Origin of the sequence: Glaciibacter superstes DSM 21135 (assembly GCF_000421145.1) — a bacterium.
In the GTDB taxonomy this organism is placed as follows: domain Bacteria; phylum Actinomycetota; class Actinomycetes; order Actinomycetales; family Microbacteriaceae; genus Cryobacterium; species Cryobacterium superstes.
The window spans coordinates 246147-261090 of the sequence record NZ_ATWH01000005.1; the positions used below are offsets into that span (position 1 = coordinate 246147).

Below are 14944 nucleotides of genomic sequence, written 5' to 3' on the forward strand. Positions count from 1 at the left end.
GGTTGACCAGCGTTGGTTGACCAGGCCCGCCACGGCCGAAACCCAGCGCTCGGCAATCCTTTGACTCGGCCAATGCCGCGTGAGGGGTCACAAATCGCTCTTCCCGAGGCCCGGGAAACGACTATTTGTGACCCCTCACGAACGCTCGGGAGATGACTAGCCGACGAGCTCGCGCATCGCCGCGTCGAGCTCGGCCAGCTCGGCCTCTGCCGCGGTTTTCCGCTCGGCGACCGAGCCCTCTGCGCTGAATGTGTCGAGATACACCTTCAATTTGGGCTCCGTGCCGCTCGGCCTCACGATGATGCGCGAGGCGCCCTCCAGCCGAATCCTCAGCACGTCACTCGGCGGCAGTCCGTCGAAGCCGCCGGCCAGGTCGTCGATCGACTCCACCGCAGCCGACCCGATTCGCTCCGGCGGCGACTTCCGCAGGCGCGCCATCACCTCGGCGATCTTTGACACGTCAGAGACCCGCACCGAGATCTGCCCGGATGCGTAGTGCCCGAACCGCTGCGTGAACTGGTCGAGCCGATCGGCGACCGTGAGGTCGTCAGCCTGCAACCGGGTGGCGAGCGCGAGGAACAGCGTCGCCGCCGAGATGCCGTCCTTGTCTCCGACGGTCTCCGGGTTCACCAGGTAGCCCAGCGCCTCCTCGAAGCCGAAGATCAGGTTCGGGGCACGGGAAATCCACTTGAAACCGGTGAGCGTCTCCGCGAAGTCGAGGTCGTAAGCGGATGCGACGGCCGCCAAAGCGGGCGAAGACACCAGAGAGACGGCGAGCGTGCCGTGTTCGCCCCGACGGTGGGCTTCCTCGCCGACCATCCAGCCGAGCAACGCGCCGACCTCGTTGCCGCTGAGCCGGCGGTAACCAGCGGCATCGCCCGGATCGGGGATGGCAATCGCCAGCCTGTCGGCATCCGGATCATTGGCGATCACCAGATCAGCGTCGACCGCACGCGCGGTCTCGAAGGAGAGGTCCATGGCGCCAGGCTCTTCCGGATTCGGGAAGGCGACGGTGGGGAAGGCGGCGTCTGGCTCGATCTGTGCGGCGACGACGTGCGGCTCTGGAAAGCCGGCGGCCGCGAAGACCCGCGAAGCCGTCTCCCAGCCGACGCCGTGCATCGCGGTGTACACGACGGTGAGTTCGGAGGCCGGGGTCGACTCAACGGCACTGCCCGCGGCGGGCTCATCGGTGGCGGGCTTCTCGGTGGCGGGCTCAGCTGCGAGTGAGGCCGTCGCGGCGATGTACGCGTCGACCACGTCTTCGCCTGCGGTGATCCAGGCATCCGATCGCGGCAGGTTCGTGATGTCGCCGGCTGCGGCTGTGAGGATGTGGGCGGCGATCTCGGAGTCGACCGGCGGCACGATCTGCGAGCCGTCATCTGCTCCGCCGAGGTAGACCTTGTAGCCGTTGTCACGCGGCGGGTTGTGCGAGGCGGTGACCATCACGCCCGCGCTGGCGTTGAAGTAGCGCACGGCGAAGGCCAGCACGGGGGTCGGCAGTAGACGGGGGAGGAGGATGGCCCGCAGCCCGGCGCCCGCGGCGATCTCGGCGGTGTCTCTGGCGAAGACATCGGAGTTCGTGCGGCCGTCGTAGCCGATCACAATGGAGGGCGTCTCGCCGTCTCTGTCGCTACCGGCGCGTTCGAGAAGGAACGCGGAGAGCCCGGCGGCCGCCTGTGTCACCAGCACGCGGTTCATACGGTTCGGGCCGGCCGCGATCTCTCCACGGAGTCCGGCGGTGCCGAACTCCAGCCGGGTGTCGAAACGGTCGTGAAGATCAGCGATGGCGGCCTCGTCGCCGCGCACCGCGGCATCCGTCAGCTCGGTGAGCTCTGCGCGGGTGACCGGGTCTGGGTCCTGGGCAAGCCAGGCCCTGGCCTGGTCGATCACCGGGTCGTTGGTGCGTGTCTCGTCGTTCACAGTGCCTCCACGATGCGGGCGAGCAGCGCGCTGATCACCGGCTCGGCCTCGCGGCCGGCTTCGATGACCTCCTGGTGGCTGAGCGGCGTCTTCTGGATGCCCGCTGCGAGGTTGGTGATGAGCGAGAGCCCGAGAATCTCCATGCCCGCCTGACGGGCGGCAATCGCCTCGAGCGCCGTCGACATGCCGACGATGTCTCCGCCGATGGTCTTCGCCATCTGCACCTCGGCCGGGGTCTCGTAGTGCGGCCCGCGGAACTGGCAGTACACACCATCATCGAGCGAGGAATCGATCGTTCTGGCCAGGTCGCGCAGTCGTTTCGAGTACAGGTCGGTGAGGTCGATGAAGGTTGCGCCTTCTAGCGGGGAATCCGCGGTGAGGTTGATGTGGTCGCTGATCAGCACGGGGGTGCCGGGAGTCCAGTGTTCTTTGATGCCGCCCGCGCCGTTGGTGAGGATCATCGTCTTCGCCCCGGTCGCCGCAGCGGTGCGCACGCTGTGTACCACCCGGCGAACGCCGTGGCCCTCGTAGTAATGGGTGCGTGCCCCGATGACCAGGGCGCGCTTGCCGTCTGGCGTGAGCACGGAACGCAGTGTGCCGACGTGTCCCTCCAGCGCCGGGGCGCTGAAACCGGTGATGTCCTGCGCGGGGATGGTGTGGGTGGTTTCGCCGATGAGGTCAGCGGCCTTGCCCCATCCGCTGCCCAGGGTGAGGGCGACATCGTGGTGGGCGACGCCGGTGAACTCGGCGATTTCGGCGGCGGCGGTACGGGCGATCTCGAACGGGTCGGTGCCTGGTGCGTCCAGCGGGTTGGTGTCGGTCGTGAGCATCCCTCCACTCTAATTTGTCCGCGGAGATCGACGGAGATATTGCGCGTTCAGTGCTCGAATGAGCAACAGGCGACGGATGCCGCGCCCTGCGCGCCCGCGCGCTGTTCCTGCGTCGAGAATCGCCGGTGATGCCGAGCGTCGCCGCAGGAGCGGCGATTGTGGGCTCGGAGGGCGATTCTCGACGCTGTTGCACGGGGCGGCCAGCTGCAGCGGGCCAGTTACGGCGTCAGCGTCGGCGGCACAAACGTGTTTGTGGGGGTCACGCCGGTGGGAGAGAATAGAGCAATGGCCTACGAGTTCGAACGCAAGCAGCGCATTGCCATACTCGGCGGAGGCCCAGGCGGGTACGAAGCCGCCATAGCCGGAGCCCAGCAGGGTGCTGACGTGACCCTCGTTGAGCGCGTCGGCGTCGGTGGTTCGGCCGTACTCACAGATGTCGTTCCGTCGAAGTCGCTCATCGCGACGGCCGAGGCATCGAACTCGATCGGCGAGGCAACCGACCTCGGAGTGCAGTTCTATGTGCGCGGTGCCGCGGGCAAGCCGGTTCGCCCAGAGGTCGCGATCAACCTCGCCGCCGTCAACAAACGACTGCTCGGCCTCGCCAGGCAGCAGTCTGAAGACATCAAGGCCTCGCTCATCCGGGCCGGCGTGCGCCTGATCCATGGACACGGGCGCCTCGATGGCACCAACGGCCTGATCGTGGCAACCTCAGAAGAACCCTCCGCCACCGATTTCGATAGGGTCGACGCCGACACGATCGTGGTGTCGGTCGGAGCGAGCCCGCGCATCCTCCCTTCCGCCGTTCCCGACGGTGAGCGCATCCTCACCTGGACCCAGCTCTACAACCTCAAGGCCGTGCCGAAGCACCTGATCGTCGTCGGGTCCGGTGTTACCGGGGCTGAGTTCGCCTCCGCCTATCGCGCACTCGGTGCGGAGGTCACCCTGATCTCCAGCCGTGACCAGGTGCTGCCGGGGGAAGACGCAGACGCGGCCCGCGTGATCGAAGATGTCTTCAAACGCAACGGCATGGAGGTGCTGTCGAAATCCAGGGCAGACTCCGTGGTGCGCACCGAGACCGGTGTGCTCGCCACCCTCAACGACGGCCGCACCGTCGAGGGCAGCCACTGCCTGATGGCCGTCGGCTCGGTGCCGAACACCGCCGGTATCGGGCTCGAGGATGCTGGGGTGCAGTTGACGGAGTCCGGCCACATCCGGGTGAACCGCGTGGCCCGCACGTCGATGCCGAATGTCTACGCGGCGGGGGATTGCACGACGGAGCTGCCGCTGGCATCCGTCGCCTCGATGTCGGGGCGCACCGCCGTCTTCCACGCCACCGGCGACGCCGTGAACCCGATCGAGATCCGCAACGTGGCGGCCAACATCTTCACCCAGCCCGAGATCGCCACGGTCGGTTGGTCTCAGAAGCAGATCGAAGAGGGCATTGCCCAGGGCGACATCTACAAGATGCCGCTCGAGCAGAACCCCCGCGCCAAGATGATGGGCATCAAGGACGGCTTCGTGAAACTGTTCGCCCGCACCGGCAGCGGCACGGTGATCGGTGGAGTGATCGTGGCACCGAAGGCCAGCGAGCTGATCTTCCCGCTCGCGCTCGCCGTTGAGCACCGGCTCACCGTCGACCAGGTGGCGCGGGCGTTCACGGTGTACCCGTCGCTCACCGGCTCCATCTCGGATGCCGCCCGCGCGATGCACGTGGTGCTCTAGCAGCTCGCAGCATCCGCCCGATCCGAGAGTTACCTTTCCGGTCGAGAGTTACTGGCGGAACGGGCACTCTCGACCGGAATGGTAACTGTCGCGCGGTACGGCGCCCGCGTGACGCCGCCGGCCGTTAGGCGCGCAGCTTCCGGTACGCCCGCGCCGACAGCGGCAGGAACACCAGTGTGATCACCAGTGGCCAGAGGGCCGCCATAAGCACCGCGTTGTCCGCGAGAATGCCTCCCATCGAACCCGTCGGGTTGCCGAACAGCTCCCTGGCCGCGGTCGCTGTCGCTGAGATCGGATTCCACTCGGCCACCGCACCGAGCCACCCCGGCATCGTCTCTGGTGCGACAAACAGGTTCGAGAGGAACCCGACCGGCCACACCAGCACCTGGATGGCCGCAGTCGCACCCGCCCCGCGGAAACGCAGCCCGAGGAAGATCCCCACCCACAACAGTGCGAACCGCAGCCAGAGCAACAGGAACACCGCGAGTACCACAGCACCGACCTCACCAGAGATCTGCCAGCCGATGAGTAGTCCGCCGCCGAAGAGCACGGCCAGCCCGAGCACCGAACTGGCCATATCGGCGCCGCTGCGCCCCAGCACGATCGCCGAACTGCTGATCGGCATCGAACGGAAACGGTTTGTGATGCCCTTTGCGGCATCCGTCGTCATTGCCAGCATTGTGCTCTCCAGCCCGAAAAGCATCGCGAGCGTCAGCATGCCTGGCAGCAGGAAGCTGATGTAGTCGCCGCCGCCCGGCACCTCGATCGCACCGCCGAACAAGAAGCCGAACATCAGCAGCAGCATGATCGAGAACAGCAGGTTAAAGATCGGTCCGGCTGGCTGCCGCACCCAGTGCAGCAGGTCGCGCTGGGTGATGATCCAGCTCTCGCGCAGGGCGTTCGAGCGGCGGAGTTCGGGTTCCACGTCCTGAGTGGTCGTCATGGGGTCTCCTTGTTGTCGGCGCTTTCGGCCGTGCGGTCGGCGCTGTCAGGTGAGCTGTCGGCGACGGATGCCGCTGGCGGCATATCTGTCAGCGCCAGGAATACTTCGTCCAGGGTCGGGCGTCGGAGCGCAATGTCGTCTGCGGTCAGAGCGGCGCCGTCGAGCACTCGCACGACGGACATGAGCCCTGTCCCGCCGGGCGGCACCTCGAGCGTGACGGTGCGAGAGTAATCGTCGACAACTGCCGTGGTGCCGAGTGCCTCGCCGAGAAGCCGTGCCGCCTCCGTGAGGCGGGTGCCGTCTTCGAGCATCACCTCGATTCGGCCGCCGCCGAGCCTGCGTTTTAGTTGTTTGGGGGTGCCCTCCGCGATCACGCGACCGTGGTTCATCACCGAGATGCGGTCGGCGAGCTGGTCGGCCTCATCGAGGTGCTGCGTGGTGAGCAGCACGGTGGTGCCCGATTCGGCGATCTGCCGCACCGCCCGCCAGACCTCGTTGCGACCGCGCGGGTCGAGGCCGGTCGTCGGCTCGTCGAGAAACAGCACCGCGGGGGTGCGAATGAGGCTCGCCGCGATGTCGAGGCGCCGCCGCATGCCACCGGAGTAGGTGGAGACCGGCCGCTCAGCGGCATCCGTCAACCCGAACTGGTGGAGTAGTTCGTCTGCACGGGCGCGCGCCGCCGAACTGCGCAGGCCGAACAGCCGCCCGAACATGACCAGGTTCTGGCGCCCGCCGAGGATGTCGTCGAGGGCTGCGGCCTGGCCGACCAGGCCGATCCGTTCGCGCACCTGCTTGCCCGATGACCGGATGTCGAGACCGGCAACCGTCGCGCTGCCGTCGTCGACGTCGATCAAGGTGCACAGCGCGCTGACGGCCGTGCTCTTTCCTGCGCCGTTCGGGCCGAGCAGGCCGTGGATGCTGCCGGCCGCGACGCGCAGGTCGAAGCCGTCGAGCGCGTGGGTGTCTCCGTAGCTCTTCTGGAGCCCGCTCGCGATGAGCGAATAGGTGAGTGATTGATGGGGTGAGTGGACGGTTGGCACGTTCCTCCTTCTACTCCGTACAGACTACGGAGTACTCGCGAGAGATTAGCGTACACCATACGGAGAAAGTAGGCTAGTGGGCATGGTTACCGAATCCACTGGGCGTGGTGATGCGGATCGCTCGCTCATGTTGCTCTGGCGTCACCATCTCGATGAGCCGCAATCCACGCGCGGTCCGAAGCAGAAGACCAGTGTCGACGAGGTGGTTTCCGTGGCAATCGCCCTCGCCGACGAGGAAGGCCTCGAGGCCCTGTCGATGCGCAGGGTCGCCGAGCGGCTCGGACTCGGTGTGATGTCGCTGTACACCTACGTCCCAGGTAAAGCCGAGTTGGTGGACCTGATGGTGGATACGACAGCGGGGGAGCAGGAGCTACCCGAACACCCCGGCGACGTACGGAGCCGATTGGAATACATCGCACGATTGCAATGGGAGCTGTACCGTGCGCATCCGTGGCTGTTGCAGATCGACACCAGTCGCCCGCCGCTCGGGCCGCACGTGTCTGACCGGTACGAGTGGCAGTTGCGGGCGGTGGAGGGAATCGGCCTCGACGACATCGAGATGGACCAGGTGGTCACACTGGTGTCGGGGTTCGTGGCCGGGCCCGCGCGCGCCGCCGCAGATGCCGAGCGGATGCGGAACGACTCCGGCGTCACCGACGCGGAGTGGTGGGAGGCCAATGCCCCTGTGCTCGAACGGGTGATGGACGGCAGCCGGTACCCGGTGTCAGGACGCGTCGGCGCCGCGGCGGGCGAGGCGTACGAGGCACCGGCGAACCCCGACCTGGCCTTCGAGTTCGGGCTGGCTCGCGTGCTCGACGGGGTGGAGTTGCTCATCGCCTCCCGCGCGTGAAGAACCGTCGCCGAGCCGTGAGCTGAGCACCCAAAATCGCGCTGGGAACGTGCTTAGGTCACGGTTCGGCGAGGGGCAAACGGATGCCTGTGCTCGGCAGACGGCGTCGCTCAGGCGGCGTGCGCGGCGACAACGTCGGCGACGGTCAGCAGCAGGTGACCGGATGACACGGTTGCGCCGACCGAGGCTGCCACGTTTGTGACGACGCCGTCTTTGTGAGCCGTCAGCGGCTGCTCCATCTTCATCGCTTCGAGCACCAGCAGCAGATCTCCCTTGACGACCACGTCGCCCTCGGCCACGGCGAGTTTGACGATCGTGGCCTGCATCGGAGCCTTCACCGCATCCCCTGTCGCGGTGTCAACAGCGCCACCGTTACCGCGACGGCGCGGAGCCGGCCCGGCCGTGCTTTCAGACGAAGCTCCGGGAAGCAGCCGAGCAGGAAGGGTGACCTCGATGCGGCGCCCCTCCACCTCGACGACGACACTGTTGCGCTTGGCCGGTGCGCTCGTCTCGGTTTGAGTTCCGCTCCATGGCTCGATGCCGTTGTCGAATTCCGTTTCGATCCAGCGCGTGAAGACCGAGAACGGCGCTCCGTCGGCCGGGGCGAACGCGGGGTCGCGCACGATTCGGCGGTGGAACGGCAGCACCGTCGGCAGGCCCGCCACCTCGAATTCGTCGAGGGCACGACGGGAGCGCTCAAGCGCTTCCTCTCGTGTGGCTCCGGTGACGATCAGCTTCGCCAGCAGCGAGTCGAACGAACCGGAGATCTCATCGCCGGCCTGCACACCCGTGTCGACACGCACGCCGGGGCCGCCGGGCGGACGGAACACGTGTACGGGGCCGGGCGAGGGGATGAAGCCGCGGCCGGCGTCTTCACCGTTGATGCGGAACTCGAACGAGTGCCCCTTGGCGATCGGGTCGCCGTAGTCGAGCACGCCGCCCTCTGCGACGCGGAACTGCTCGCGCACCAGGTCGATGCCGGTGACTTCCTCAGACACAGTGTGCTCGACCTGCAGTCGGGTGTTGACCTCGAGGAAGGAGACCGTTCCGTCTTTGCCGATCAGAAACTCGCAGGTGCCGGCTCCCAGGTAGCCGACCTCCTTGAGGATGGCCTTCGAAGCGCGATACAGCTCGGCCGTCTGCGCCTCGGTCAAAAAAGGCGCCGGTGCCTCTTCGACCAGCTTCTGGTGACGGCGCTGCAGCGAGCAGTCGCGGGTCGAGATGACGACGACATTGCCGTGGGCGTCGGCGAGGCACTGGGTCTCAACGTGGCGGGGGGCGTCGAGGTACTTCTCGACGAAGCACTCTCCGCGACCGAAGGCGGTGATCGCCTCTCGCGTCGCGGAGTCGAACAGTTCGGGAATCTCCTCGCGAGTGCGAGCGACCTTGAGCCCGCGGCCGCCACCGCCGAACGCCGCCTTGATCGCGACGGGAAGACCATGCTGGTCGACGAATTCGAGTACTTCAGCGGCATCCGTCACCGGGTTGAGGGTGCCGGGCGCCATCGGCGCGCCGACCTTCTCTGCGATGTGGCGGGCTGAGACCTTGTCGCCGAGCTGTTCGATCGCCGCGGGCGTCGGGCCGATCCAGGTGAGCCCTGCGCCGATGACGGCACGGGCGAAGTCTGCGTTCTCGGCGAGGAAGCCATAGCCGGGGTGAATCGCGTCTGCGCCGGCGCGGCGGGCGATCGACAGGATCTTGTCGATGACCAGGTAGGTGTCGGCGCTGGTGGTGCCGTCAAGCCCGTAGGACTCGTCGGCGAGCCTGGCGTGCAGGGCGTCGCGGTCCTGATCGGCGTAGATGGCGACCGAGGTGATTCCGCTGTCTTTTGCAGCGCGGATCACCCGGACAGCGATCTCGCCCCGGTTGGCAATGAGGACCTTCGATATACGCGGCACAGTCCCCTAGCCTATTGGCCGATACCCCGTGCTCTTTGGATGCGATCGACAAAATAGAGTGAGCAAGCGGTGCGAATGCCTACAACTCCGGTCGTCAGGAGAGGCGGCAGATGACAGATGCCGCGGGTGCCTCAGGCGACGGCGCCGCGGTTCCAGAGGCTCGGCCACGCGTATCCCAGCCCGGTCACCAGGCGGCGCAGGGTCGGCAGCGAGAGTCCGACGACGGTCGACGGATCGCCCACGATGCGCGTGATGAAGGGCCCGCCGAGGCTGTCGATGGTGAACGCTCCGGCCACGTACAGCGGTTCGCCCGTGGCGATGTAGGCGTTGAGTTCGGCATCAGTGATGTCGTCGGCGAAGGTGACGTCGGCCACGGCAACGGCTCCGACCGAACGACCTGGCTGCCCGCCGACGTGCTCGATCAGCCAGTGTCCTGAGTAGAGCTGCCCGGTGCGTCCGCGCTGCAGGTGCCAGCGTTCCCTGGCTTTCTGGGCGGTGTGCGGCTTGCCGTAGATGACACCGTCGATGACAAACACCGAGTCGCCGCCGAGCACCAGTCCGTCGAGGGGAGTGGCGTCAGTTCCGGTCGTTGAGACATCGGTCCCACCGGCGACGGCGCCGCTCACCACCGCATCCGCCTTCGCCCTGGCCAGCAGCTCCACCACCTGATGAGGAGTGAGTGGGGCACCGGATGCTGCCGCCGCGGCATCCGCAATGGCGCTCTCGTCGACATCCGGAGCGATCGTCACCGGCTCGATGCCGGCCGAACGGAGCAGAGTGAGGCGGGCGGGTGAGGTAGAAGCCAGGTAGAGGCGCATGTTTCCCTTCAGAAGGTATCCGGCGTGACGCGTGGGTGTGGGATGCTCGAACAATGGGCACGAACGAGCAGAACTCAGCACCGCAAGACAATCCAGCAGAACCCCAGTCAACAGAGCCCCAGCAGGCAGAGCCGCAGTCAGCAGAACCCCAGCAGGCCGGAACCCGGCCAGCCGGGCCCCAGCCGGGCACCGAACTCGAACTCGACGTGACCAACGTAGCCCACGGCGGAATCTTCGTCGCCAGGCACAAGGGCAGGGTCGTTTTCGTCAGCGACACCCTGCCGGGCGAACGCGTGCGCGCTCGCCTCACCGAGGCCAGCCACAAGAGCTTCTGGCGCGCCGAGACGGTCGAGGTGCTCAAGGCCGCTCCGGAGCGCCAGCCGCACATCTGGTCGGCCGCAGCGCTCGAACGTGCCCCAGAGGACCGCGCGGGCGGCGCCGAATTCGGTCACATCGAGCTCTCCCACCAGCGTGAACTCAAGCGCCAGGTCCTGGCTGATGCGATGAAACGCATGGCCGGCATCGAAACGGATGTCCAGGTCGAGCCGGTGCCGGTCGGCGAGAACGCGTCACCGGGCGATGCCTTGGATGGAACCGGCTGGCGCACCCGCATCCGTCTTCAGGTCGCCGACGACGGCTCGGTCGGTCCGTATGCTGCCCGGTCGCACCGCGTCATCCCCATCGACGATCTGCCGCTGGCCGAACGCCAGGTGGAGGCGGCGGCGCCGCTGGGTACCCGCTTCCCTGGCGCAGCATCCGTCGACGTGGTCTTGCCTGGCGAGGGCGACGTGCAGGTGCTCGTGGCCGAGAAAGACGGCAAAGGCAAGCGGAGGCCGCTGCCACCGCGCCGGATCACCGAACGGGTCGGTGACCGTGCATTCCGCCTCGACGCCGGCGGATTCTGGCAGGTGCACTCCCGAGCGGCCGAGACCCTGTACGCAGCCGTGCAGGAGGCCATCGACGAGAACTTGTTCGATCCCCGCGCCGCGAACCTCGACCTCTACGGGGGAGTGGGGCTCCTGGCCGCGGCCGTCGGCGACCGATTCGGATCGACCGTGCGAATCACGTCGGTCGAGGCCGATGCCCGCGCCACCGACGACGCGTCGGAGAACCTCGCAGAGTGGGTGGGCGCAACGGCCCAGACCGACCGCGTCGACCGATTCCTGCAACGCGCGGTGCGGGATGCCGGGGCGGCCGATCGCGATCGGTACGCCGCCGCAACGGTGATACTTGACCCGCCTCGCTCCGGTGTCGGTGGGGCGGTGGTCGATCAGCTCGGCAAGCTCGCGCCCGGTCAGATCGTCTACGTCGCCTGCGACCCGGTGGCCCTGGCTCGGGATGTCGCGCTGCTGTCGGCGCACGGCTACGGGCTGAAGTCGCTGCGGGCTTTTGATCTCTTTCCCAATACTCATCACGTCGAAGCCGTCGCACTGTTGACGAAGTAGCTATCGTTGGCAACGACGACGAAACGAAAGAATCCTGCCGTGAACCCAGCAGTTCGAGTGACAAAGAGTGAGACGCCGATAGTTCGAGTCGGCATCGTCGACGATCACGAGTCGGTGCGCCTCGGGCTGAGGGCTGCGTGCGAGAACGCCGGTTACGAAGTGGTGTTCGCGGCGGCAACGGCCAAGGAGTTGGTGGCAGGGCTGGCTGGTCGCGACTGCCATGTCATCGTGCTCGACCTGTCGCTCGGAGACAACTCCCGGGTGACCGACAACGTGCATCTGGCGCGGCGCACCGGCGCGTCGGTGCTCGTGCACAGCATCGCCGACCGCGTTGCGTCGGTGCGTGAAGCGCTGGCGGCCGGGGCAGCCGGGGTGATTCCGAAGTCGTCGCCGACGACGACGGTCATGGCGGCCGTGGCATCCGTCGCCCGTGGTGACGTTTTGAACAATCTTGAGTGGGCCAGTGCGATCGATGCCGACCGCGACTTCGCCAAGGCGCAACTCGGCCGGCGCGAGCGCGACGTGCTGCACCTGTACGCATCGGGCCTGCCGCTGAAGATGGTGGCCATACAACTGGGTATCGCGCACTCGACGGCCCGGGAATACCTGGACCGCATTCGGGTGAAGTATGTCGAGGTTGGCCGGCCGGCACCGACGAAGGTCGACCTGCTGCGCCGCGCCGTTGAAGACGGCATCCTGCCCGGGCTTGACCCTGATGGCGGAGATGAAGAGGCCTGAGGCGCGCGCGGAGCCGCTCGCTGACGAGGCGGCTGCGGAAGCCGACACAACCCCGGCCGGCCCCAGGCTCTTCAGGCCGGGGCTGGCGCGTGCGCCGCACAATCCGATCAGTCGCCAGCAGATCGAGACCGTGCTGTACCGGTGTGTCGCTGTCATCGCGCTGATCTTCTCTCTCCAGGCGACGCCGGTCTTCCTCGCCCAGCTGCCCTACCGCAAGCGAGACCTGGCACTCATCGGTGCTGCCATTTACGTGATCGCGCTGGTCGGCCTCGTCGTCACCGCCGTGCTGAAGTCGGGCGTGCGCATCGCAGCCACGGTGCTCGCCTCCTACTACGTCGCAGCGCTGCTCCTCTGGTCGCCGTTGATGATTGATTCTGCAGTGAAGATGGACGGCAAGCCGTACCTCTGGTACCTCTGCACCATCGCCACCACGTGCGCGGCCGTTGCCTTCCGGCCCCTGTGGGCCGCCATCTATACAGTGGTTGTGCCGCTGGTCTACGGCGTGGTACGCACGTTGCCGTCCGGTGGCGGGGCCGACCCGCTGCTGGCGTCGCTCGACGTCGCGTATGCCATCATTCTCGGCGAGGTCGCGCTCATCATCATCTACCTGCTGCGCCAGACCACGGCCGCAGTGGACCTCGCCCAGTCCAACGCGCTCCGCAAGTACGGTGCAGCGGTACGCCAGCACGCCACCGAACTGGAGCGGGTGCAGGTTGACGCCATCGTGCACGACAGCGTGTTGACGACCCTGCTGTCGGCGGCGAACGCGCACAGCCCCAAGGAGTCTGAGCTGGCAGCGACGATGGCCAGGAATGCCATTGCGCGGCTCGATGAAGCCGGCGCAGTGCGTACGGACGACGACACCATGATCGGGTTCCACCGGTTGCGCAGTCGCATTCGTGACGCCGCGATGGCGTTCGCCCGGCCCTTCGAGATCATGGAGCACGACATCGACTCGTTCGCCATCCCGTTGCAGGCGAGCGAGGCCCTCTACTCCGCTGCGGTGCAGGCGATGGTCAACAGCATGCAGCACGCCGGGCCGGCAGATGCGACGGTGTCGAGAACCCTCACCATCCGTCCGAACCTGCAGGGCGGCTGCACTATCGAGATCGCGGACACCGGTATCGGATTCGATCCAGAGAGCGTCCCGAGCGAACGGCTTGGCCTGCGCGTCTCGATCCAGGAGCGCGTGAACAGCGTCGGCGGTCGTGTGCACGTGCGCACGGGCATCGGACAGGGGACCGCGATCATGATCGAATGGCCGCGCACAGACGGCGATCTGCATCCGTTCGCCGACCAGTTCTCTGCAGACGAGATCCCGGTGCTCGGTCTCGACCACTCGCAGCCACAGGGCGGTGACCGCGGATGATCACCGTCCCCCGCGGCCTGGTTCTCGGCTTGGCGGCGCTGTTCTCGGCGTACCACATCGTGCTCGGCGTCTACGCGATCGGAACACCGGTCATGCCCGGGCCGACGATCGCCGCGCTGGGGTTGTACGCGCTGGCCACCGTCCTCAGCCTGTGGCCGTTCGGTGAGCTCCGGATGCCGCTGTGGATGTCGTTCTTCAATCTCGCGGTGTCCATTGCACTGCCCTTGCTGGTGGCGAGCCAGCTGACCGGCGCAGCCCAGAACGGTTACGCAACCTGGTATGTCGCAGCGGTTGGCACGCTGATGACGATCACGGCGACGCGAAAGCGGCAGAGCGCATCCTGGCTCGGCGTCGGCTTTCTGGTCGTGCACACCGTCGTCTGGGCCGGCGCGGGCAAGCTGGGATCGATGGGTGTCATCGGCAGTGTGGTGTGGGTCGCGATCGCCGTGGTGCTGACGCGGGCGATGGCCAAAGCCGGGCGAGACGCCAGGCAGTACGCGCTCGCCGAACGCGAGGCAACGGAATGGCAGGCGGCGCAGGAGGCACACCTCTACGAGCGCCGAGTACGGTTGGCGCAGACGAACCGCCTCGCAGCGCCCATGCTCCGCCGAATCGTCGACCGAGGCGGAGACCTCAGCGACGCGCAGCGGCAGGAATGCCGGTATCTGGAGGCCGCGGTGCGCGATGAGATCCGCGGGCGTCGGCTGTTGAATGACGCCGTACGGGCAGAAGTGATGGCGGCCAGGAATCGGGGTGCACTCGTCACCCTGCTCGACGAGGGCGGCATCGATGATCTTGACGGAGGTGCGCTGGAGGCCGTGCTCGGCGAGCTGGCCGATGCCTTGTCGCGTACGTCGGCAGACAAGATCATCGTGCGCACTTCGGCTGACGGATCTGACACCGCGGTCACCGTCGTCGGACTCACCACCGCAGACCCGAGCGTCAGCGCGCTCGGGCCAGACAATGCCGAAGACGAGGTCGCTCTCTGGCTGGAGATCCCGCGCGTCGCCGTGGCTCGCGGCGCACAGCATCGCCGCTAGCGCCGAGCATCGCCGGTTGCGCCCACAATCGCTGCTGTAGCGGCGATTCTCAGCGCACGCGGCGACGTTCGACGAGGTCCCGGCCGTCGGCATCCGGGCGGCAGAAAGGGGACCGACCCGAAGGCCGATCCCCTTTCCAAATTCGAGTCAGGGCGATAACCCGAATATAACCCTGACTCGCCCCCAAAACATTCGCCTGCTTACCCTAGTGGGCGAATGATTGGTGGTGTAACTCAAAGAGAGACACCTAGCAATTACTATATTGGACGTTCGGGGCGATTAAGGTAAGTCGGCATTTTGGGGGACACGAGCCGTCCATTGGCCCGGCGGT

Annotated in this window: 12 protein-coding genes; 6 read left to right on the forward strand and 6 right to left on the reverse strand. The window is 66.9% G+C overall.

Translation table 11 applies throughout. From position 1 onward, the window contains the following. Positions 1-156: 156 nt before the first annotated feature. On the reverse strand, positions 157-1920 hold the full coding sequence (locus K323_RS0108730) for a phospho-sugar mutase (RefSeq protein ID WP_022884902.1): 1764 nt from the start codon (positions 1918-1920) through the stop codon (positions 157-159). Beyond that, the gene (locus K323_RS0108735; RefSeq protein ID WP_022884903.1) at positions 1917-2750 is read right to left on the reverse strand and encodes a purine-nucleoside phosphorylase; all 834 of its coding nucleotides are present in this window, start codon (positions 2748-2750) and stop codon (positions 1917-1919) included. Before K323_RS0108735 ends, K323_RS0108730 begins: the two co-directional genes overlap by 4 nt. A gap of 285 nt (positions 2751-3035) precedes the next feature. Between K323_RS0108735 and K323_RS0108740 the strand changes: the two genes are divergently transcribed. Beyond that, complete coding sequence (locus K323_RS0108740; protein ID WP_022884904.1) at positions 3036-4472, forward strand: NAD(P)H-quinone dehydrogenase; 1437 nt, start codon at positions 3036-3038, stop codon at positions 4470-4472. A gap of 124 nt (positions 4473-4596) precedes the next feature. Here K323_RS0108740 and K323_RS0108745 read toward each other — a convergent pair whose 3' ends face one another. Both K323_RS0108745 and K323_RS0108750 read right to left on the reverse strand, forming a co-directional pair. Continuing rightward, the gene (locus K323_RS0108745) at positions 4597-5415 is read right to left on the reverse strand and encodes an ABC transporter permease (RefSeq protein ID WP_022884905.1); all 819 of its coding nucleotides are present in this window, start codon (positions 5413-5415) and stop codon (positions 4597-4599) included. After that, positions 5412-6455, reverse strand: a complete 1044-nt coding sequence (locus K323_RS0108750) for a daunorubicin/doxorubicin resistance ABC transporter ATP-binding protein DrrA (RefSeq protein WP_022884906.1) — start codon at positions 6453-6455, stop codon at positions 5412-5414. Before K323_RS0108750 ends, K323_RS0108745 begins: the two co-directional genes overlap by 4 nt. A gap of 82 nt (positions 6456-6537) precedes the next feature. Here K323_RS0108750 and K323_RS0108755 point away from each other — a divergent pair, with 82 nt between their 5' ends. Beyond that, on the forward strand, positions 6538-7305 hold the full coding sequence (locus K323_RS0108755) for a TetR/AcrR family transcriptional regulator (RefSeq protein ID WP_026851434.1): 768 nt from the start codon (positions 6538-6540) through the stop codon (positions 7303-7305). Between the two features lie 110 nt (positions 7306-7415). Here the strand turns inward: K323_RS0108755 and K323_RS0108760 are convergent, their stop codons facing one another. Together K323_RS0108760 and K323_RS0108765 are read right to left on the reverse strand one after the other, a co-directional pair. Further along, entirely contained in the window at positions 7416-9203 is a 1788-nt protein-coding gene (locus tag K323_RS0108760) for an acetyl/propionyl/methylcrotonyl-CoA carboxylase subunit alpha (protein WP_022884908.1), read from the reverse strand. Between the two features lie 131 nt (positions 9204-9334). After that, positions 9335-10021, reverse strand: a complete 687-nt coding sequence (locus K323_RS0108765; protein ID WP_022884909.1) for a Maf family protein — start codon at positions 10019-10021, stop codon at positions 9335-9337. Positions 10022-10074: 53 nt separating this feature from the next. Between K323_RS0108765 and K323_RS0108770 the strand changes: the two genes are divergently transcribed. The 4 genes from K323_RS0108770 (at position 10075) to K323_RS25115 (ending at position 14613) form a co-directional block, all read left to right on the forward strand. After that, a complete protein-coding gene (locus K323_RS0108770) occupies positions 10075-11466 on the forward strand; it encodes a class I SAM-dependent RNA methyltransferase (RefSeq protein ID WP_022884910.1) in 1392 nt (463 codons plus the stop codon). 78 nt (positions 11467-11544) lie between these two features. Beyond that, positions 11545-12204, forward strand: a complete 660-nt coding sequence (locus K323_RS0108775) for a response regulator transcription factor (RefSeq protein WP_026851436.1) — start codon at positions 11545-11547, stop codon at positions 12202-12204. Next, complete coding sequence (locus tag K323_RS25110; protein WP_157509391.1) at positions 12191-13573, forward strand: sensor histidine kinase; 1383 nt, start codon at positions 12191-12193, stop codon at positions 13571-13573. The genes K323_RS0108775 and K323_RS25110 overlap by 14 nt, the downstream gene beginning before the upstream one ends. Beyond that, the gene (locus K323_RS25115; protein ID WP_022884913.1) at positions 13570-14613 is read left to right on the forward strand and encodes a hypothetical protein; all 1044 of its coding nucleotides are present in this window, start codon (positions 13570-13572) and stop codon (positions 14611-14613) included. Before K323_RS25110 ends, K323_RS25115 begins: the two co-directional genes overlap by 4 nt. Positions 14614-14944: the final 331 nt, after the last annotated feature.